Origin of the sequence: Streptomyces sp. NPDC004610, from assembly GCF_040609715.1 — a bacterium.
Classification (GTDB): Bacteria; Actinomycetota; Actinomycetes; order Streptomycetales; family Streptomycetaceae; genus Streptomyces.
In genome coordinates, this window is record NZ_JBEXLA010000007.1 from 133169 (window position 1) to 152806 (window position 19638).

19 protein-coding genes and 1 pseudogene are annotated in these 19638 nt (G+C 72.5%); 9 read left to right on the forward strand and 11 right to left on the reverse strand.

The window, feature by feature from the left end; genetic code table 11:
- The first annotated feature begins 73 nt into the window (after positions 1-73).
- Entirely contained in the window at positions 74-1570 is a 1497-nt protein-coding gene (locus ABZX40_RS10020; protein WP_355734235.1) for an MFS transporter, read from the forward strand.
- Positions 1571-2048: 478 nt separating this feature from the next.
- On the opposite strand, the gene ABZX40_RS10025 is transcribed toward ABZX40_RS10020, so the two are convergent.
- Genes ABZX40_RS10025 through ABZX40_RS10040 form a run of 4 tightly spaced genes read right to left on the reverse strand, consistent with a single transcriptional unit; the run spans position 2049 to position 6064 of the window.
- Positions 2049-2618, reverse strand: coding sequence for a hypothetical protein (locus ABZX40_RS10025; protein WP_355734237.1), 570 nt, complete (start codon positions 2616-2618; stop codon positions 2049-2051).
- Positions 2615-4108 carry a PTS transporter subunit EIIC gene (locus ABZX40_RS10030; protein ID WP_355734239.1) on the reverse strand — a complete coding sequence of 498 codons (1494 nt, stop codon included), beginning with the start codon at positions 4106-4108 and terminating at the stop codon, positions 2615-2617. Before ABZX40_RS10030 ends, ABZX40_RS10025 begins: the two co-directional genes overlap by 4 nt.
- A gap of 16 nt (positions 4109-4124) precedes the next feature.
- Complete coding sequence (gene murQ / locus ABZX40_RS10035) at positions 4125-5060, reverse strand: N-acetylmuramic acid 6-phosphate etherase (protein WP_355734241.1); 936 nt, start codon at positions 5058-5060, stop codon at positions 4125-4127.
- A 53-nt stretch (positions 5061-5113) separates the two neighbouring features.
- Complete coding sequence (locus tag ABZX40_RS10040) at positions 5114-6064, reverse strand: MurR/RpiR family transcriptional regulator (RefSeq protein WP_355734244.1); 951 nt, start codon at positions 6062-6064, stop codon at positions 5114-5116.
- 76 nt (positions 6065-6140) lie between these two features.
- Between ABZX40_RS10040 and ABZX40_RS10045 the strand changes: the two genes are divergently transcribed.
- Positions 6141-6605: a hypothetical protein gene (locus tag ABZX40_RS10045; protein ID WP_355734247.1), complete on the forward strand. Its 465-nt coding sequence runs from the start codon at positions 6141-6143 to the stop codon at positions 6603-6605.
- Positions 6602-6868, forward strand: a complete 267-nt coding sequence (locus ABZX40_RS10050) for a DUF4031 domain-containing protein (protein WP_355734250.1) — start codon at positions 6602-6604, stop codon at positions 6866-6868. The genes ABZX40_RS10045 and ABZX40_RS10050 overlap by 4 nt, the downstream gene beginning before the upstream one ends.
- A gap of 10 nt (positions 6869-6878) precedes the next feature.
- Here ABZX40_RS10050 and ABZX40_RS10055 read toward each other — a convergent pair.
- Positions 6879-7370: pseudogene (locus ABZX40_RS10055) on the reverse strand (GNAT family N-acetyltransferase); the annotation flags it as partial.
- A 14-nt stretch (positions 7371-7384) separates the two neighbouring features.
- Entirely contained in the window at positions 7385-8056 is a 672-nt protein-coding gene (locus tag ABZX40_RS10060; protein ID WP_355734251.1) for a hypothetical protein, read from the reverse strand.
- Between the two features lie 62 nt (positions 8057-8118).
- On the opposite strand from ABZX40_RS10060, the gene ABZX40_RS10065 reads away from it, so the two are divergent.
- Together ABZX40_RS10065 and ABZX40_RS10070 are read left to right on the forward strand one after the other, a co-directional pair.
- Complete coding sequence (locus ABZX40_RS10065; RefSeq protein WP_355734254.1) at positions 8119-8823, forward strand: maleylpyruvate isomerase family mycothiol-dependent enzyme; 705 nt, start codon at positions 8119-8121, stop codon at positions 8821-8823.
- Between the two features lie 261 nt (positions 8824-9084).
- Positions 9085-9780, forward strand: coding sequence for a copper homeostasis protein CutC (locus tag ABZX40_RS10070; protein ID WP_355734257.1), 696 nt, complete (start codon positions 9085-9087; stop codon positions 9778-9780).
- An 80-nt stretch (positions 9781-9860) separates the two neighbouring features.
- Here the strand turns inward: ABZX40_RS10070 and ABZX40_RS10075 are convergent, their stop codons facing one another.
- The 3 genes from ABZX40_RS10075 to ABZX40_RS10085 all read right to left on the reverse strand — a co-directional run bounded on the left by ABZX40_RS10075 (position 9861) and on the right by ABZX40_RS10085 (position 12815).
- On the reverse strand, positions 9861-10283 hold the full coding sequence (locus ABZX40_RS10075) for a PIN domain nuclease (protein ID WP_355734260.1): 423 nt from the start codon (positions 10281-10283) through the stop codon (positions 9861-9863).
- The gene (locus ABZX40_RS10080; protein WP_355734262.1) at positions 10280-10495 is read right to left on the reverse strand and encodes a type II toxin-antitoxin system VapB family antitoxin; all 216 of its coding nucleotides are present in this window, start codon (positions 10493-10495) and stop codon (positions 10280-10282) included. The genes ABZX40_RS10075 and ABZX40_RS10080 overlap by 4 nt, the downstream gene beginning before the upstream one ends.
- A gap of 127 nt (positions 10496-10622) precedes the next feature.
- Positions 10623-12815, reverse strand: a complete 2193-nt coding sequence (locus ABZX40_RS10085) for a UvrD-helicase domain-containing protein (protein ID WP_355734265.1) — start codon at positions 12813-12815, stop codon at positions 10623-10625.
- Between the two features lie 426 nt (positions 12816-13241).
- Between ABZX40_RS10085 and ABZX40_RS10090 the strand changes: the two genes are divergently transcribed.
- The 4 genes from ABZX40_RS10090 (at position 13242) to ABZX40_RS10105 (ending at position 16710) form a co-directional block, all read left to right on the forward strand.
- A complete protein-coding gene (locus tag ABZX40_RS10090) occupies positions 13242-13421 on the forward strand; it encodes a hypothetical protein (RefSeq protein ID WP_355734267.1) in 180 nt (59 codons plus the stop codon).
- A gap of 154 nt (positions 13422-13575) precedes the next feature.
- Positions 13576-14781 carry a helix-turn-helix transcriptional regulator gene (locus tag ABZX40_RS10095; protein WP_355734269.1) on the forward strand — a complete coding sequence of 402 codons (1206 nt, stop codon included), beginning with the start codon at positions 13576-13578 and terminating at the stop codon, positions 14779-14781.
- 610 nt (positions 14782-15391) lie between these two features.
- The gene (locus tag ABZX40_RS10100) at positions 15392-15562 is read left to right on the forward strand and encodes a hypothetical protein (RefSeq protein ID WP_355734271.1); all 171 of its coding nucleotides are present in this window, start codon (positions 15392-15394) and stop codon (positions 15560-15562) included.
- Positions 15563-15600: 38 nt separating this feature from the next.
- Positions 15601-16710 carry a glycosyltransferase 87 family protein gene (locus ABZX40_RS10105; protein ID WP_355734526.1) on the forward strand — a complete coding sequence of 370 codons (1110 nt, stop codon included), beginning with the start codon at positions 15601-15603 and terminating at the stop codon, positions 16708-16710.
- Here ABZX40_RS10105 and ABZX40_RS10110 read toward each other — a convergent pair.
- Positions 16662-18305, reverse strand: a complete 1644-nt coding sequence (locus tag ABZX40_RS10110) for a DNA repair helicase XPB (RefSeq protein ID WP_355734274.1) — start codon at positions 18303-18305, stop codon at positions 16662-16664. The two genes, ABZX40_RS10105 and ABZX40_RS10110, sit on opposite strands and share 49 nt — an antisense overlap.
- A gap of 138 nt (positions 18306-18443) precedes the next feature.
- Positions 18444-19244: a BTAD domain-containing putative transcriptional regulator gene (locus ABZX40_RS10115; protein WP_355734277.1), complete on the reverse strand. Its 801-nt coding sequence runs from the start codon at positions 19242-19244 to the stop codon at positions 18444-18446.
- Positions 19245-19638: the final 394 nt, after the last annotated feature.

Below are 19638 nucleotides of genomic sequence, written 5' to 3' on the forward strand. Positions count from 1 at the left end.
TTGAGTAACTCAAGCAAGTAAATTATCGTTGCCTCGGTCAATGATCTGGTGATGTTCCGACGGAGGCTCCGACATGTCCGACTCGCTCTCCCCCACCGCCGCGACCGGGGGCGCGGCACCGCCGCGGAGCATGGCCGTCGTCGTGGTCCTCGCCTTCAGCGGGATCGTCGTCGCGCTGATGCAGACGCTGGTCATCCCGATCGTCCCGGAGCTGCCGCGGCTGCTGGACGCGAACGCGTCCGACGCCGCCTGGGCCGTCACCGCCACCCTGCTCGCGGCGGCCGTGGCCACCCCGGTGATGGGGCGGCTCGGGGACATGTACGGCAAGCGGCGGATGCTGCTGGTGTCCGTGGCCCTGCTGGTCGCCGGGTCCGTCGTCGCCGCGCTCAGCGACTCGCTCGCCCCGATGCTCGTGGGCCGGGTGCTCCAGGGCCTGGCCTCCGGGGTGATCCCGCTCGGCATCAGCATCATGCGCGACGAACTGCCCGCCGAGCGGCTCGCCTCCGCCACCGCCATGATGAGCGCCTCGCTCGGCGTCGGCGGCGCCCTCGGACTGCCCGCCGCCGCCCTGATCGCCGACAACTTCGACTGGCACATCCTGTTCTGGGCCTCGGCGGTGCTCGGTGTGGTGGCCGGGGCGCTGGTGATCGCCCTCGTCCCGGAGTCGCCGGTGCGCACGGGCGGCCGGTTCGATGTGCCCGGTGCCGTCGGGGTGGCCGTGGGGCTGGTCTGTCTGCTGCTCGCGGTCTCCAAGGGCGCCGACTGGGGCTGGACGAGTGCCACCACGCTGGGGCTGTTCGCCGCCGCCGTGCTGGTGCTGCTGATGTGGGGGCGCTATGAGCTGCGCACCCGGGAGCCGCTGGTCGATCTGCGGTCCACCGTCCGCCGCCAGGTGCTGGTCACCAATCTCGCCTCGATCGCCGTCGGCCTCGCCATGTTCGCCATGTCCCTGGTGATGCCGCAGATCCTCCAGATGCCGGCCGCGACCGGCTACGGCCTCGGGCAGTCCATGCTGGCCGCCGGGCTGGTGATGGCCCCCTCCGGGCTGGTGATGATGGCCACCGCGCCCGTCTCCGCCCTGGTCACCAAGGCCAAGGGGCCCAAGGTGACCCTGATGGTCGGCGCGCTGATCGTGGCCGCCGGGTACGGGCTGAGCATCGCCCTGATGTCCGAGGTCTGGCACTTCGTGCTGGTGTCCTGTGTCATCGGCGCCGGGATCGGCTTCACCTACGGCTCGATGCCCGCGCTGATCATGGAGGCCGTGGAGCCGTCCGAGACCGCCGCCGCGAACAGCTTCAACACGCTCATGCGGTCCATCGGCACGTCCTTCGCCAGCGCGCTCGCCGGGGTGATCCTGGCCCAGATGACCACGTCGTTCGGGCCGGTCGCGCTGCCCTCGCGGGACGGCTTCCGTACGGTGCTCGCGGTCGGCGCGGGCGCGGCGCTGGTGGCCTTCGCGGTCGCCGCGTTCCTGCCCGCCCGGCGGGTGGTTCCCGTGGGGGCCACGACGCTGAAGGCGTCCTCGGCGGAGGAGGGCGGGGCCGAGGTGGAGGCCGTCCGAGAGGTGTGAGCCGCGGCGCCACCGGTTGCCGGGTGGCTCGGCCGGGAGGGGGACCGGCGGCTACCGGTTTTCGGAGGCTCGGTCGCGGGGGTGACCGGTGGCTACGGATTGCCCAGTGGCTCGGTCGGGAGGGGTGACCGGCGGCTACCGGTATCCCGGAGGCTCCGGTCGCGGGGGGTGACCGGCGCCACCGGTTGCCGGGTGGCTCGGTCGGGAGGGGTGACCGGCGGCTGCCGGTTTCCCGGTGGCTCGGTCGCGGGGGATGGCCGGTGGCTACGGATTCCCCGGTGGCTCGGTCGTGAGGGGGACCGGCGGCTGCCGGTTTCCCGGCGGCTCCGTCGTGGGGGATGACCGGCGGCTACCGGTTCTCCAGTGGCTCGGTCGGGAGGGGTGACCGGCGGCTACTGGTTGCCCGGTGGCTCGGTCGCGGGGGATGACCTGCGGCTACAGCTTGCCCGGCGGCTCGGTCGCGGGGGATGACCGGCGGTCACAGGTTGCCCAGTGGCTCGATGTCCGTGCGGATCGGGGTGCCCCAGACCCGTAGGACCTCGTAGTCGGTGAACTCGTGGACCAGGCGGTAGGCCGTCGCCGGGCGGGAGCCGCGGCGCTGGGCGGCGAGATACAGCTCCGCCTCGTGCCGGTCGCGGCGCGGGGTGCCGCACAGCTGCCACTCCTGCCCGTTCCACAGCTCCGGCAGCCAGCGCTGCTGGGGCTGCGGACGGTCGCCGCGCACCCCGTAGCGGGAGGGCGCGCCGGGGGCCGGGCCCGCCGGTCCCGCCGGGCCGTTGAACTCCGCGCGGCGGGCCGCCCGCCGTCGGGTCTCGCACAGCAGGCACAGATCCGGCGCGCTCTCGTCGACCGGGCCGCCCGGGTGCTCGGCGCACCGGGTCGTCGGCGCCGCCGCGGTGACGCCCTCCTCCAGCAGGTCCAGGGCGCGGCGCAGATCCCCGCGGATCTCGTGCAGCTTGGCGTCCGGGGTCGTCCCGGTCAGGGCGTCGCCGTGCTCACCGACGAGTCGGAGGGCACGGCCCAGGGAGGTGAGTTGGGCGTGGTTCATGGGTCCAGTGTCGTATGCCTCAGGCCGAAGGCGTACGTGGCGAGGAAACCGGCCGCGTAACCGGTGGCCAGGCCGCCCCCGTACACCGCCGCCGACGCCCCGAGGCCGTGGTTGCCGGCCAGCAGCGGGAAGAGGGCCCAGCCGGACGGGCCGATCGCGGTCGCGCCGACCTTCACCCCGAGCATCGCGAACACCCCGATGAACGCCCCGCCCGCCGCGCCGCCCACGCACGCCGTCAGGAAGGGGCGGCCGAGGGGGAGGGAGACGCCGTAGATCAGCGGCTCGCCGACGCCGAGCAGGCCCGCCGGGAGCGCGGATCTGATCGTCGTCCGCAAGGAGGTGTCGGCGCGCAGGCGGGCGTAGACGGCCGCCGCCGCGCCGACCTGGCCCGCGCCCGCCATGGCGAGGAGGGGGAGCAGGACGGTGTAGCCCTGCTGCTCGATCAGGGTGGCGTGGACGGGGATCAGGGCCTGGTGCAGGCCCAGCATCACCAGGGGCAGGAAGAGCCCGCCGAGGACCAGGCCCGCGAGGGCGCCGGTGGTGCTCAGCAGCCAGTCGGTAGCGGTGCCGAGGGCGGCGGCGACGGCCCCGGCCGCGTACATCAGGCCGTAGAGGGTGGCCAGGCCCGCGATCAGCACGGTGAGGGTGGGGGTGAGCAGGACATCGAGGGCGGCCGGGATCCGCCCCCGGCACGCCTTCTCCACGACGGTGCCGAGCAGCGCGGCGGCGAGGGCGCCGAGGACGCCGCCCTGGCCGGGGGCGAGGGTCACGCCGAAGGCGGTCACCTGGGCGACCCCGGGGTACACCACCACCGCGGCGACGGCGCCGCCGAGGATCGGGGTGCCGCCGAACTCCTTCGCGGTGAAGTAGCCGACGAAAACCGCGATCAGCGCCATGAAGGCGGCGGCGACGGCGGTCAGCGCCGGGGTCACCCCGGGCAGCCAGCCGGCGTTGCGCAGCAGCCCGGCCAGCCCGGCGAGGATGCCGCAGCCGATGAGGGCGGGGATCAGCGGCACGAAGATGTTCGCGATCCGGCGCAGGGCGGTTCTGGCGGGGGTGGCGTTGCGCTCCCGGCGGCCGACGCGGAGCCGCTCGCCACGGGCGGCGAGTTCCGCGGCGGTGGTGGCGGAGGCCGTTTGCAGGTGTGTCTCGAACTCGGCGGTTGTGCCGGGGGCGGTCTGGAGCCGGGTCTCGAAGTCGGCGGCCGTGCCGGACGCCGCCGCCCGTAGCCGCGTCTTGAATTCCGCCGTCACCCGGGTGACCACCCCCGGCCCCAGCACGATCTGGTACGTGTCGTCGGCGGTGACCGTGCCGAGGACGCCGGGCAGCGCCCGCAGCGCGCTCTCGTCGGCCAGTGCCGGATCGGCGAGGCCGAGGCGCAGCCGGGTCATGCAGTGGGCGACGGAGGTGATGTTCGCCGGGCCGCCGAGGAGGGGGAGGAGGGCCGCGGCGAGCGCGGAGGGTTCGGTCGCGGAGGGGTCGGTACGCACCTCCCGAGGGTGCGGGTCAGGGGGTGGCCGCGGCGAGCGCGGCGCGCAGATGGCCGCCGGACTCCTCCAGAAGGCGGGCGGCGGTGGGGCCGTCCACCCCGGCCAGGATGGTCAGGACGGCGTCCTTGACCTCGCCGTCGGTGGCGGCGAGCGCCCGCTCGATCTCGTCGTCCCGGGCGCCGGTGGCCAGCGCGACGATCCGGTGGGAGCGGGCGCGCAGCTTCTCGTTGGAGGCACGCACGTCCACCATCAGATTTCCGTAGGTCTTGCCCAGCCGGATCATCGTGATCGTCGAGATCATGTTGAGGACCAGCTTCTGGGCGGTGCCCGCCTTCAGCCGGGTGGAGCCGGTGAGGAGTTCGGGGCCGACGACCACCTCGATGCCGTGCTCGGCGGCGGCGGCCAGCGCGCTGCCCGGGTTGCAGGACAGGCCGACGGTCAGCGCGCCCAGGTCGCGGGCGTGCCCGACGGCCCCGAGGGCGTACGGGGTGCGGCCGGAGGCGGAGACGCCGACGACGGTGTCGGCGGGGGTCGGCTTCAGGGCGTCCAGGTCGGCGCGGGCCAGGCCGGGGGAGTCCTCGGCGCCCTCGACCGAGGTCACCATGGCGGACGGGCCGCCCGCGATCAGCCCGACGACCTGGCCGGGGTCGGTGTTGAAGGTGGGCGGGCACTCGGAGGCGTCCAGCACCCCGAGCCGCCCGGCGGTCCCGGCACCGGCGTAGATCAGCCGCCCGCCGTGGCCCATCCGGGCGGCGACGGCGTCGATGGCGGCGGCGATCCGGGGCAGCTGACGGGCGACGGCGGCGGCGACGGTGGCGTCCTCGCCGTTCATCAGGGTGGCGAGGGCGAGGGTGTCGAGGCGGTCGATCTCGGCGAGGTCCGGCCGGAACGCCTCGGTGGCCAGGGACTCCAACTCGGCACGGAGATCGCGGGGTTCGGAGGTGGAGGTCATGATGTCAGGGGGCTCTTTCGACGAGTGCCGGGTTGCTGTGCGGGTGTTCCGGGTCAGCGGCGGTGGCGGTGGGCCAGGGCCTCGTAGGACGCGGCCAGCGCGGGCCCCGCCGTCTCGTACGTCCGCTGGGCCACCCCGACGAACAGACAGTCCACGACCAGCAGCTGTCCGGTCCGGGAGGACATCGCGGCGGGCCGCAGCTCGCTCTCCCGGGCCGTGGAGGTGGTCAGGACGTGATCGGCGTACTGGGTGACCGCCCCGTCCGGCCGCCCGGTGATGGCCACGGTGGTGGCCCCCCGTTCGAAGGCGACCCGCAGCGGCTCGATGACGTCCCCGGTCGACCCGGAGTGGGTGATGGCGACGGCGACATCGCCCGCGCGCAGCTGGACGGCGTTGGTGACGGCGAGATGGGGGTCGGAGTGGGCGTGGGCTATGAGCCCTATCCGCAGCAGCTTCTGGGTGAGGTCCTGGGCGACCAGTCCGGACGCCCCGATGCCGTAGACATCGATCCGGCGGGCCGTCGCGGCGGCGGCGACGGCGGCGCCGAGCTGGGCGGTGTCCAGTCCGGCGGCGGTGTCGGCGAGGGTCTGCCGCTCGTCGTGGGCGAGTTTGGCGACGACCTCGGCGATGGGGTCGTCCACGGCGATGTCGGTGGTGATCGCGGGGGCGCGGCCGGACTGCTGCTGGGCGGCCAGCCCGGCGAGGGCGAGCCGCAGATCGCGGTAGCCGGGGTAGCCGAGCAGCCGGGCCGTGCGGACCACGGTGGCCTCGCTGGTGCCGGTGAGTTCGGCGAGACCGGTGACCGTGAGGGCGGCGCACCCGGCGGGGTCCCCGGCGACGGCCTCGGCGACGCGCTGCATGGAGCGGGTCATCGAGGGGCCGAGGGTGCGCACCTTGGCGGCGAGGGCGGCGGGCGCCGGGGAGGGGGAGGGGGTGGTGGGTGCCGGGGAGGGGGAGGGGGTGGTGGGTGCCGGGGTGGGGGAGGTGTTGAAAGTTTCCTTCACGTCCTGGGTCACTCCTGAAAGATATTTTCGGGCCGGGGGCGGGTCAAGGGCGCGCGAGGTACGCACAATGGGGGTTATGGCTCCGCACTCAGCATCCCCGCCCCCCTCCCGGCCCGTCAGCCCCCTGGAACAGGCCCTCCATACGGCCCGTGCACTGGTGCTGGCGGATCTGGCCGCCGGTGAGGTGGCGGAGGCGGATGTGGTGTCGCTGGTCGAGGACTCGGTGCGGGAGCGGCGCTGGTGGGTGGAGCAGTGGCCGGACGGGGCCGGTTTCGTCGCCGGGCTGGTCGCGCAGGACGTCCAGGACGCGCTGCTGGACCGCTACGGCCGCTGGCCGCTGTGCCCGGTGTGCGGCTCCGGCGACCCGCACGCCCTGGAGATCGAGCCCGAGCTGGGCCCCGACCCGCACTGGGTGTGCCACCAGGCGGGGGTGAGGGTCGCGGCGCTGGGCGGGCTGGGATCCGGTGAATCCGGTGGATCCGGTGAATCCGGTGGAGGCGCTGGATCCGCCGGAGGCGCTGGGGCGGAGCCCTCCTCGTGACGATCTACATCGACCCGCCCACCTGGCCGGGCCACGGCCGCCTCTGGTCGCATCTGATCAGCGACGCCTCCTACGCCGAACTCCATCTCTTCGCCGCCGCGCTGGGCGTCCCGCCCCGGGCCTTCGAGCGCGACCACTACGACCTGCCGTCCGAGCGCTACCGGGACGCGGTCCGGGCGGGCGCGACGGAGGTGAGCAGCCGGGAGGTGGTACGGCTGCTGACGGGCGCGGGGCTGCGCAGGCCGAAGGGGCGGCGGGTGTGAGCCGCCCCGGTCACCGTCCGCCGCGCAGCTCGTAGGCGAGCAAGGGGGCCTCGGTGTCGGCGGGGTCGTCGGCGCGGGTGAAGCCGGCGCGGGTGAGGACGGCCTGGGAGGGGAGGTTGTCCGGTTCCACCGTGGCGAACAGGGAGCGGACGCCGGGGCGGGCGAGGGCGTCGGCGGCCAGTGCGCGCAGCGCCTCGGTGGCGTACCCCTGGCCGCGGGCCGCCTCGACCAGGTCGTAGCCGATCTCCACCCGGCCGTCGTCGTCGGGGGCGCCGTGGAAGCCCATGGCGCCCAGCGCCCGGCCGTCGTCGTGGCGGACGAGGACGTACAGCCCGAACTCCGGCCGGTACACCCCCGCTTCGTCCGCCCTGACGAGCATTCCGGCGGCGACCCGGGTGCCCTCGAAGGGCGTGCCCCCGGCCCAGGTGAAGCCGCCGTCGCCGCCGGTGGCGAGGGCGCGGGCGGTGTCGGGGGAGACGGGGTGGAGGGTGAGGCGGGCGGCCGTCGCCGGCTCGGTCATGGGCGGGTTCCTTGCGAGGCGGCGGCGGCGAGGAGGTCGATCTCGGCGTTGATGTTGTAGCGGGCGGTGCGCTCCCAGTGCTCCGTGCCGTACGGGGTGCGGAAGAGGGCCGGGAGGGCGAGGAGCCCGCGCAGCACTTCCGCGCGTCCGTTGCGAAAGTCCTCCTGGGGTACGAAGGCGTACTCCTCGCGGACAGCGGCCGTATAGGCGGCGTACGCCGACGGGGGCGCGGCCAGGATCGCCAGATCGGCGTCGCACAGGGCCTGTCCGTCGGGGTCGTCGGCAGCCGGGTCGTGACCGGTGGTCAGCCGGACCAGCCGGGCCACCTCGGCGGCCCGCTCCGCCGGAACCCCGGCCTCGGCGAGCGCCCGCCCGGCGAGCCGCGCCGACCGCTCCTCGTTCCCGTCCCGCTCCGGCCGGTACACCGCGTCATGGAACCAGGCCGCGAGCAGTACGGCGTCCGGATCGGCGGCGTGCCCCGCCAGCGCCCCGTCGAGGTGGTCGAGGACCGCGGTGAGATGGGCGAGGGTGTGGTACCGGCGCCAGGGTTCGCCCCAGCGGGCGAGCAGATCATCGGCGTACGGCAGCGGATCGGGTCCGTCCGCCCCGCCGCGGGCCCCGGTGAGGGCGGCGGCGAAACGGGTGCGCAGGGCGTCGGGATCGGCCATGCGGTCATTCTCCCCCTGCCCGGGTGTCCCCTTCGGTGGCACCCTGTGCCTAGTTTGGGGGCATGACTGACAAAGGTGTGCAGGGTGTGCACGGTGGTGCGGGTGCGGCGGGCGTCGAGCGGGACCCGGAGGTGCCGGGGCGGCTGCTGGCGGTGGAGCGGGACGCGCTGGTGCCGCTGCTGCGGGGCCGGGCGGATTCGGACTTCGAGATCCTGACGGAGGCGTGTCCGGAGTGGACGGTCCGGGACGTACTGGCACATTGCGCTTCCGTGCTGTCCCGGGTGGTGGAGAGCCGGTACGAGAAGGGCGTGTTCTCGCCCTCCGCCAACCAGCGGGACATCGAGGCGCTGTCCCAGCTGTCCCCGCAGGGAATCGTGGACGAGCTGGAGCGCGGGATGTCCGAGGCCGGGCCGATCATCGCGAAGGCGGGCGGGATCCTCGACGGCATCGGCCTCGGGGAGTGGGTGCACGCGGGCGATGTGCGCGAGGCGCTCGGCGAGCCGGGGGCGTACGGGGGCGCCGGGCTGCCGGACGCGTTGACGCTGCTCGCGCAGATCAGCCGGGAGAAGGGCAAGGTCGCGCTGCACGCCGACCTCGACGACCGGGACGAGCCGGTACTGCTGGGCGAGCCGGACGGACAGCGCCCCCCGGCCCGTTTCCTCGGCGACGCGCCCACCCTCGTACGGCTGTACTCGGGGCGGTCGGTGCGGGGGGCGGAGTTCGAACTGGTGGGGGTGACGGCGGGGGAGCTGAACATCTACGCGTGAGGCGTGCCCGGCGGATGCCCGTGACGGCCGATGGCCGAATGGTGTGCCTCGCCGGGCCGGGTCGCGCCCCGGTGCCCCGCCGAGGGTGCGGCCGATCGTCCGTTACGCGGCAGAAATCCTTTCGCAGGGCAAAGATTTACGCGTGACAACTGCGACGGAACCGTTCTTGGCCGGGGCCCCTCCTCGCGGCCTGCGGGTTCCCGGCGTACCCTGATATTGGACTAGACCTGTAGTCGCCAGGGGAAACGGGAAGGGGTCCTGATGGTTTCGCGTGCAGTCCTGGAGGTGATCGCGCTCGATCCCGAGGACGCGGTCGCCGCCCAGGAGGGGGGAGCGGACCGGCTGGAGCTGGTCACCGACATGGCCGCCGACGGGCTCACGCCGTCCGCCGACACCTTCGCGGCGATCCGCGCCGCCGTCGACATTCCGCTGCGGGTGATGCTGCGGCTCGCGGGAGGGTTCACCGCGGGGGACACCGGACGGCTGGTGGACGCGGCGCGGCGGATGCGGGGGGCGGGGGCGGAGGAGTTCGTGCTCGGGTTCCTCGATCCGCACGGGGGGCTGGATCTGGGGACGGTCGAACAGCTCGTGGGGGAGCTGGACGGCTGCGCCTGGACCTTCCACCGCGCGATCGACCGCGCCGCCGACCGGGACGCCCTGCGCAAGCAGCTCGACGGCCTGCCCGGACTCGACACCTACCTCACCGCGGGCGCGGCGGCCGGTGTCGACGAGGGCCGCACCACGCTCCTCACGGAGGCGGGCCGACAGGGCGAGCCGGGGTACGAGCAGCGGCTGCTGGTCGGGGGCGGGCTGCGCCTGGACCACGTCCCCGCACTGCGGGCGGCGGGCATCGACGCCTTCCACATCGGCGGCGCGGCGCGCCCCGAGGGCTGGGCGGGGCCGGTGTCGTCGGCAGCGGTGGGGGAGTGGAGGGCGGTGTTGGACGGGGGTGTGTAGGGGGTAGGGGTCCGGTCACGGGCGAGGGGTGGGTGCGGGTGCGGGGGTGTTGTGCAGTGCGGTACGCCCTGGAGCCCCGCTCACTTGCCCGCTTCGGGGCCGTACCACTGGATGGCCTGCCCGGTGACGGCGGCGATGCAGTCGAAGTCCCGGTCGCGGTGCAGGAGCGTCAGCCCCTGCAACTCGGCGGTGGCGGCCACGACGAGGTCCACCGGCCCGGCACTGCGGTGCTGCCCGCGTCGCGTGAGAAGCTCCTGGACCTGCCAGGCGCGGTCGTAGGCGCGGTCGTCGACCGGTACCCAGCCGAAGAGCAACCGCAGGTACTCGATGCCCTGGGTGCGGTCGGCGGCCGAGCGGGCGCTGTAGAAGAACTCCAGCTCGGTGATGGGGCAGGTGGCGATGAGTCCGGCCGCCGCCGCCTGGTCCCAGCCGTACTGCTCGGCGTCGCCGTGGAGCAGGCGGGCGAGGGCGCTGCTGTCGATCAGATACTGCGCGGCGTTCACCGGCGGTAGTTTTCCTTGTCCTCGAACAAGCCCAGGTCGAAGCCGCCCTCGACGGCGGCGGCCCGCAGGCGGGTCAGCGCCAGAGCGCGCCGCCGGTTCTCCAGCACCTCGCGCAGCGCGGTGTTCACCGTCTCTTTCTTGGTGCTGGTGCCCAGGGCCTTGGCCACGTCCGCGACGAGCTGGTCGTCCAGGTCGATCACTGTGCGGGTCATCGATCGATGCCTCCTGAGATACGCATCCCGAGATCACATCCTCAGATCACATCCCGAGATATGCGGTCGAGATATGCGGTCGAGATATGCGTCGAGATATACAATGACCCATCCAGTATATCTACTGTCACCCCAAGGCCCCCGGCAACGCCTCCCTGTGCGTCACCACCAACCCCGAGACCGCCCGGGTCAACGCCACGTACAGCCGCCGCAGCCCCGTCCTCCCGTCCGGCTCGCCCGCCACCACCGCGCCCGGCTCGTCCAGGACGACGTAGTCGTACTCCAGCCCCTTCGCCAACGACGCCGGTACCAGCGTCAGCCGGGTCTGCCGGGTCGTCTCCTCCCCGGGGTCGAGATACCCGATCCCGGCCGCCCGCAGGGCATCCCCCAGCACCCCCACCCGCGCGTCCGCCGCGATCAGCCCGATCGACCCCTCCCGCCCCAGCGACTCCCGTACGGCGTCGATCACCCCGGAGTCGTCAAAGACCTCCCGCACCTCGAACACCCCGGGGTTCTCGCGGACCGACTCCACCGGCGTCAGCCCCGGCGCGATGTGCGGCAGCAGCCGTGACGCGTACGCGATGACATCCGTCGGCACCCGGAACCCGGCGGTCAGCTCCTCCACCACCGCGTCCCCCTTCCCCAGATGCCCCAGGGCCTCCGCCCAGCTCCGCGTGGCCCACGGGGTCGTCCCCTGCGCCAGATCCCCCAGCACCGTCGCCGACCCGGTCGTACAGCGGCGCCCGACCGCGCGGTACTGCATCGGCGACAGATCCTGCGCCTCGTCCAGCACCACATGCCCCAGGGAATGCGTGCGCTCGATGAGATCCGCGGCCTCGTCGACCAGCACCGCGTCCGCCGCCGACCACTTCGCCGACTTCACCGACCGCACGGGCCGCGCCCACAGCACCGCCTTCTGCTCCTGTGCCGTCAGCACCCCCTCGGCATGCTCCGCGAGGAACTCCGCGTCGCCGAGCAGCCGCAGCACCAGCTTCCCCGGTTCCACCACCGGCCAGAGGGCCTTCACGGCCGCCTTCACCGCGCTGTCGCGCGCCACCGCGTCCTGCACCCGGTCGTCCGGCGCCTCGCCGGAGCGTTCCATCTGCACCAGCACCGCGTGCGCGATCCGCTGCGGCAGCGCCTCCCGCGCGGCCCCGTAGCGGATGTCCCGGTCGAGCAGCTCCCGCACCAGCTCCTCCAGCTCGTACGCCGGTACCCGCCACCGCCGGGAGCCCCGCACCACGACCACCGGCTCGACGGGCATGCTCACGTGCGCGTACAGCGCCCGGCGCAGCACCTCCGCCATCCGGGCGTCGCCCTTGACGACCGCCGCCGCCGACCCGTCCGTACCGCGCACCTCCACCCGCGCGACCAGGTCGTCCACCGTGGCCTGCCGCACCGCCAGCTCCCCCAGCGCGGGGAGCACCTGCTCGATGTAGTGGAGGAAGGACCGGTTGGGGCCGATCACCAGCGTGCCGGTGCGGGCGAGCCGTTCGCGGTGGGCGTACAGCAGATAGGCCACCCGGTGCAGCCCCACCGCCGTCTTCCCCGTACCGGGCCCGCCCTGCACGCACACCGTCCCGCCGAGCCCGGCCCGGACGATCTCGTCCTGCTCGGGCTGGATCGTCGCGACGATGTCCCGCATGGGTCCGACGCGGGGCCGCTCGATCTCCCGCTGAAGCAGCCGACTGGTCCGGGCCGTCTCGGAGGGGGCCGAGGGGGTCGAGGGGGTCGAGGGGGTCGAGGGGGCCGAAGGGTCCGCCGCCGGGTCCGCCGGGTCCCCCTGATCCCCGGGGTCCGACAGCCGCTCGTCCTCGTACGCGGTCAGCTCACCGCCGGTGAAGCCGAAGCGGCGGCGCAGGGCGATGTCCAGGGGGTTCTTCTTGGACGCCCGGTAGAACGGCTGCGCGACCGGCGCCCGCCAGTCGATCACCATGGGGTCGCCCTCGCCGTCGTGCACATGCCGACGCCCGATGTAGAAGCGCTCGCCGTCGGCCCCTTCGGCGCGCTCGGCGCCGGGCGCGTGCAGATAGTCGAGGCGGCCGAAGAACAGCGGGGTACCGGCGAGGTCGGCGAGCGCCTTGACCCGCAGCTCGATCTGGTGGGCGAGCGCCTCGGCGCTGACCCAGTTCGCGGCGACATCGCTGATGTCGAGCGCCTCGGCCTCCTCCCGCATGGCCCGCAGGGCGGCCCGGGAGGAGGAGAGGTGGGCGCGTTCGTGGAGGAGGGGGTTTTGGGGGTCCTGTGGGTCCTGCTGGTCACGCGGGTCGCGCGGGTCGGCGGGGTTGGTGGCGCCGGTGGTGGTGGCGGGCGTGGACAAGGTGGTGCCTCCGGAGGGGTCTGCGCGGGTGCGGTACCGGTGCGCTACCAGTGCGCTACGGGTGCGGTATCTGCGGTACCGGTGCGATGCGGGATACCGGCCGGTTTCCGTCCGGTCGGCGGCACTCCGGGAGGGAGGCGGGCAAGAGCGGAGATCCTAGATGAACGGTGGGGGAGGGGGCCACTGAATATCCGCGGACCTGCGGACCTGCGGGCCTGCGGATCCGCGTATCCACGTATCCGGGCGGCGATCACCGGCGGCGATCACCGGCCCGAGGCTGGGCCGCTGCATCCCCTAGGGGATGGGCCGTCCTCCTGGAGGGGGCAACGGCGGGGGCGGGGTCCACCCGGGGGTGGACGGGAGGGGCAGGGGAATTAGCTCCCCAGACCGATGCCGTCTTCACCTCCGGAAACGCACTATGGATGTATGAGCGCAGCGACTATCACCCCAGTTCCCGGGCGCCCCGCAGGCGCCACCGCCGTCGCCGGCTCCCACCGGCATCGCATAGGCGAAGCTGTGCGTGCCGTACGGGTGTTCGCGGGCGCGGCGTTCGATGTCGTCATCCTCGGTGAGTACGCGGAGGAAGCGGGCGTGCGCCGCAGGTGACTGTTCGGGGCGCGGCGGACGGCGCGGATTCCGGCCCTGTGTCTGTATGGCCGCGGATGCCTGGTTCATGGCATGGGTTCGTCCAGCACCGCGTACTACCCGACGCTTGCGGGGAGTAGCGTTCTGACTACCACGTCGGACCCAGGGATTCAGCATGCCGTACCCCGCTCACAGGCCCACCGAGAGTGTGGGTTCACGCATCCGCGCGATGCGGCTCATCCGTGACTGCACGCTCTCCGAACTGGGGCGGCTCGCGCATGTGTCCAAGAGCCAGCTGTCCCGAGTCGAGAACGGCGAACAACCGGCAAGCCCTTCTGTGCTGGCGGCCGTTGCCCGTGCGCTGTCCGTGGACATCTCGGTCCTTCACGGTCAGCCGTACATCAAGATCCTTCAGCAGGAGCAACTCGACGCGATGGTGTCCCCGATCGGAAGTGCCCTGGAGGCATGGGACATCGAGCTTGACGACGATCCGGAGCCACGACCCATCGGCACCTTGGAAGCGGAGGTCGACCGGGTGGTCGGTCTGCGCATGGGCGCGGAGTTCTCGGAGACGGCGAAGGTCCTCCCCGGGCTGATCACGGAGGTGGCTTCCGCGGCCCGCAGACACGACACCCCGGGGCACCGACGGGAAACGCTGTACGCACTTCAGACCGAACTCGCACGGACCGCCGCCAGCGTCGCCTACCGCCTCGGCTACGCGGATCTGGCGAGGCTGGCCGTGGCGCGCATGGGTACGGCGGCACGGGAGTCGGGCGACCCGTGCCTTGTCGCCATCGAACGGTTCGAGCGGGCGGCGATCACCCACGGTTCCGCCGGCCGGGCGGACCGAAGCGTTGCCCTGATGCGTCAGGCCCTGCGAGACCTCGACGACGACGGCAGCCGGGCGGTGCGTGCGGTGCGCGGCATTCTCGTGCTGCGGGCGGCCACCTACGCCCGCCGGGCGCGGGACACCAGCGCGGCCGACAGCTGGATCGAGCAGGCCGAGGAGATCGCCTCGACCACCGGAGACGTGGATCTCTACGCGCTCTCCTTCGGGCCGCGCTGGGTTCGGATGAGCCGGGTCTCGGACCTGAACGACAGCGACGATCACGATGAAGCGCTGCGGCAGGCAACCGAGTTGCGGCTGCCGGACGACTACCCGCCGAACCGGAGAGCCCATTTCTGGATCAACCGCGCGCGGGCGGAAGCATGGACCGCGCGCCACGATGACGCCTTGCTGTCGCTGGCGAACGCCCGCGATGCCGCCCCGCAGATGACGCGATTCCATCCCGAAGTGCACGAGACGGTGGGGACTCTGCTGCGGGCGCGGACCCGAGCGTCCGAGAGCCTGCGCGAGTTCGCGGCGTGGAGCGGCGTTTAGCACAGTCCATACAGACAGGTCAACGCTCTGCTGTTCCCAACCAGGGGACAGCAGAGCGTTGTTTTCTCGGCACGCTGAGTCAGCAAAGGGGACCCCCGCGACCGTCCGACCGGTCCGGGGGCGTGGCCAACAGCCTCAGAGGAGCTGATGACAGTGAGCATTATCCACACTGTCGTACGACGGGTACTGGGTGTCTTCAGGCCCGGTACGGGCAGTCGGCGGGCAGCCGTCCGCCCGGTCCGTGCCGATTCCCACCGGCACGCCGCCGGTGCCGAGGGTGCGCGGTGAACGCGGGTGTCCCGCCTGATGAGGGCATGTCGCGCATGACGATCGAGACGTACCGAGTGGGTCCCGACGGCAAGCGGATCGGCCCCGTCCGGCGACGCACGTATCGGGGCGTTCCCGGCCCACTGATGCTCGCGTCGCACCGCTGGCCCCCCTGCCGCTGCCCCCGCTGCCGGACGGGCGACGGGCAGCCCGACGTCCCGTAACCGGACCCACACCCCCTGCCTGGGCCCGGCCCTCGTTCACGAATCCGCCGAGCCCGGCAGGGCATGCCCGCGTCTGGTCCCCCGACGGCTCCCTCGCCCACCTCCGCCCCGACGGCACCGTGACCGAGACGGGCCCCCGCCCGCTGTGGGCCACCCTCGAAGAGGCGCACCGCGTCCACCGGGAGCACGGCGAGCCCGGTCCCGGCCGCTACGGCATCACCGTCACCGAGACCCGGCAGCGCGTCTGGCTGGACGCGCCGGACGGGCCCGGCTGGGTGCTCGTGCCCTGACCACTTATGGTCACCGAGTGACGCGCCGATCGCTACTCCTGGTTACTGTCTCGCTCGCCGCCTTCCTCGGTCTCTGTGCCGTGCGCGGGCTCCCCATGGCCGATCTCCACGTCTACCGCGCCGAAGGCGCCGCCGTGCTCGCCGGGCGGGATCTGTACGGGTTCACCGTCACGGAGTGGCAGCTGCCCGCCACCTATCCGCCCTTCGCGGCGCTGCTGTTCGCCCCGCTGGTCTGGCTCCCGGTGCCGGTGGTCAAGGGCGTGTTTCTCGTCGGGAATCTCGTGCTGCTGGCCTGGCTGGTTCTGCTCTCCGCGCGTCTCGCGCACAGGAACCTCCCCCTCCCCCTGCTCTGCGCGGGGACCGCCCTCGCGCTGTGGCTGGAGCCCGTTTTCCAGACGCTTCTCTTCGGACAGATCAATCTCGCCCTGGTCTGTCTGGTGCTGTGGGATCTGACCCGCGCCCCCGGCGCCCGGGGCCGGGGTGTGGCCATCGGGATCGCCGCCGGGATCAAGCTCACCCCGGCCGTGTTCCTCGTCCAGCTCGCCCTGCGCGGCCGGTACCGGGAGGCGGCGGCGGGGCTGGCCGCGTTCGGGGGGACCGTTGTCGTCGGGGGGCTGGTGCTGCCCGGTGCCAGCGTCGGGTTCTGGACCCGGTATCTGTACGACACCGGCCGCGTCGGGAAGGCGTGGATCGTCGACAACCAGTCCTTGCAGGGGATGGTGGCCCGTCTGCTCGGTGATCCGGAGCCGGGGGTGGTCTGGGCTGTTCCGGCGCTGGTCGTCGCCGCGACCGGGCTGTGGCTGGTGCGGCGCGCGGCGGACGAGCGTACGGCCGTGCTGGTCACCGCGGGGACCGCGCTGCTGGTGGCGCCGATCAGCTGGAGCCACCACTGGGTGTGGTGCGTCCCGCTGCTGGTCGTCGTGGCCGCCGAGGGCCGCCGCCGTACCGCGGCCCTGCTGGCGGTGCTGTTCACGGCGCGGACGATGTGGCTCGTACCGCATCAGGGGGAGCTGGATCTGCGGCTGCCCTGGTGGCAGCAGGCCGCGGCCTCGCCGTACGCGCTGCTGGTGCTGGGGCTGCTGGCGTACGGCGTGGTGGCTCAGCTCTCGGCGAGGAGTTCGTCGGCGTCCATGATCCGGTATGCGTAGCCCTGCTCGGCGAGGAACCGCTGGCGGTGGGCGGCGAAGTCCTGGTCGATGGTGTCGCGGGCGACCACGGAGTAGAAGTGCGCCTGATGGCCGTCCGCCTTGGGGCGCAGCACCCGGCCGAGGCGCTGGGCCTCCTCCTGGCGGGAGCCGAAGGTGCCGGAGACCTGGACGGCGACCGTGGCCTCCGGGAGGTCGATGGAGAAGTTGGCGACCTTCGACACCACCAGGACGCTGATCTCGCCCTGGCGGAACGCCTCGAAGAGCTTCTCGCGCTGGGCGTTGGAGGTCTCGCCCTTGATGACGGGGGCGTTCAGATGCTCGCCGAGTTCGTCGAGCTGGTCGATGTACTGGCCGATGACGAGGATCTGCTGCCCGGCGAAGCGGCGCACGATCGCCTCGGTGACCTTGCGTTTCGTCTCCGTCGTCGCGCAGAAGCGGTACTTCTCCTCCGTCTCGGCCGTCGCGTACGCCAGCCGCTCGGAGTCGGTGAGATTGACCCGGACCTCGACGCAGTCGGCGGGCGCGATATAGCCCTGCGCCTCGATCTCCTTCCAGGGCGCGTCGAACCGCTTCGGGCCGATCAGGGAGAAGACGTCCGACTCGCGGCCGTCCTCGCGGACCAGGGTCGCGGTCAGGCCGAGGCGGCGCCGGGCCTGGAGGTCGGCGGTGAACTTGAAGACCGGAGCGGGGAGCAGGTGGACCTCGTCGTAGAGGATCAGGCCCCAGTCCCGGGAGTCGAACAGCTCCAGGTGGGGGTAGACGCCCTTCCGGCGGGTGGTGAGGACCTGGTAGGTGGCGATGGTGACCGGGCGGATCTCCTTGCGGGTACCGCTGTACTCGCCGATCTCCTCCTCGGTGAGAGACGTTCGCCTGACCAGTTCGTGCTTCCACTGGCGGGCGGAGACGGTGTTGGTGACGAGGATGAGGGTGGTGGACTGGGACTGCGCCATCGCGCCCGCGCCGACCAGGGTCTTCCCCGCGCCGCAGGGCAGGACGACGACCCCGCTGCCGCCGTGCCAGAAGTTCTCCACCGCCTGCTTCTGGTACGGGCGCAGCGCCCAGCCCTCCTCGTGCAGGGCGATCGCGTGGGCCTCGCCGTCGACATACCCGGCGAGGTCCTCCGCGGGCCAGCCCAGCTTCAGCAGGGTCTGCTTGATCTGCCCCCGCTCGGAGGGGTGCACGGCCACCGTGTCCGGGTCGATCCGGGCCCCGACCAGCGGCGCGATCCGCTTGGAGCGCAGCACCTCCTCCAGTACCGGGCGGTCGGTGGAGGTGAGCACCAGGCCGTGCGCCGGGTGCTTGGAGAGGGTCAGCCGTCCGTAGCGGTCCATCGTCTCGGCGATGTCGACCAGCAGGGCGTGCGGCACGGGGTAGCGGCTGTACTCGACCAGCGCGTCCACCACCTGCTCGGCGTCGTGCCCGGCCGCCCGCGCGTTCCACAGGCCCAGCGGGGTCACCCGGTAGGTGTGGATGTGCTCGGGCGCCCGCTCCAGCTCGGCGAACGGGGCGATGACCCGACGGCAGTCGTCGGCCCGCTCATGGTCCACTTCGAGGAGCAGGGTCTTGTCGGACTGGACGATCAACGGACCATTCACGCGCGGCACCCTTTCCCTGCGGCCGGACGGTTCGGCCAAACATCCAGTCTGCCTGATCGGCTCCGGAGGCGGTTCCGGAGGCGGTGCCGGACCGGCCGGGATGGCCTGTCGTCGGTGGCGCGTCTCGTGATCGAATCGTTACTTTCTGTGGTGGTGGTGGCTCGGGTCCGAGCCCTGCGGCGCGACCTCGGGCTGTGGCACCGTGGCCAGGGTCATCAGCTCGGGGTCCTGGGCCAGGATGCGCTGATGCAGCTCCTGGAGTGCCAGGCCCGGATCGGTGCCCAGCTCGGTGGCGACCTGGCGTTGGTAGTCGTGGTAGTAGGCGAGGGCGTCCGCGCCCCGGTCCGCGCGGAACAGGGCGAGCATCAGCAGCCAGCTGAAGCGCTCGCTCAGTGGATAGCGGTGCAGGACGAAGTAGAGGTACGGGACGGCGTTGCGGTGCCGGCCGAGGTCCAGCTCTACCTCGGCGCGCAGTTCCATATCGGCCCGGAACCGTTCGTCCCGGTAGATCCGCTCCCGCTCCAGGACCGGCGCGTCCAGACCCTCCGCGAGGGCTCCGGTGACCAGGATGCGGGCGCCGTCCAGGCACTGTGCGGCCCGGTGCAGACTGCCGGTGAGGGCCAGGGTGGTGCCGGCCGAGGCGAGCCGCTCGTACTCGTGCAGATCGACCACCGAGTCCCCGGTCTCCAGGCGGTACCCGCCCGCGTTCCACAGGATCTCCGGGGCGGTGCCCCGCACCTTCTTCGTGCTGGCGGCCAGCGCGGAGCGCAGCCCGGAGACATACTTCTGCACCAGGTTCTTGGCGTAGGCCGGGTGCTCGATGCCCCACAGCGCGGAGATCAGCTGTTCGGTGCTGGTGGAGAGTCCGGGGCGCAGCAGCAGGGTCGCCAGCAGCGCCTGTTGCTTCGGCGGACCCAGGGTGACCGCTTCACCGTCCACCAGCATCTGTAACCGGCCGAACAGATTGAAACGGACGCCGGCTTGGTTTTCGTCCCCTCCCGGGCTGGTATGCCGTAACAGAACCGTAGACATTGGCCTCTCCCCCGTTCGGCCTTGTGCTGTCGGTGCCGAGCCGCCCACGGGTGACACCGCGTGCGTGATCGAACAGTTCGACACTAACGGGTTACCCATGGGTCCATGGATATGACTTTCTCAAATCTGCTGCACGGCTCTTGACGCGGCCCTGATGGTGCCGACTGCCGTCGGTCCGGAGACGGACCGGAGTCAAGTGGACCCCATGAGTGAAGTCTTCGGCAAGTTTCCTTCACGGAAGCTTCCAGCTTCCTTCCCTGCCCTTTCCCTGACCCTTCCCCACTCCTCCGGCGGCCCTTCC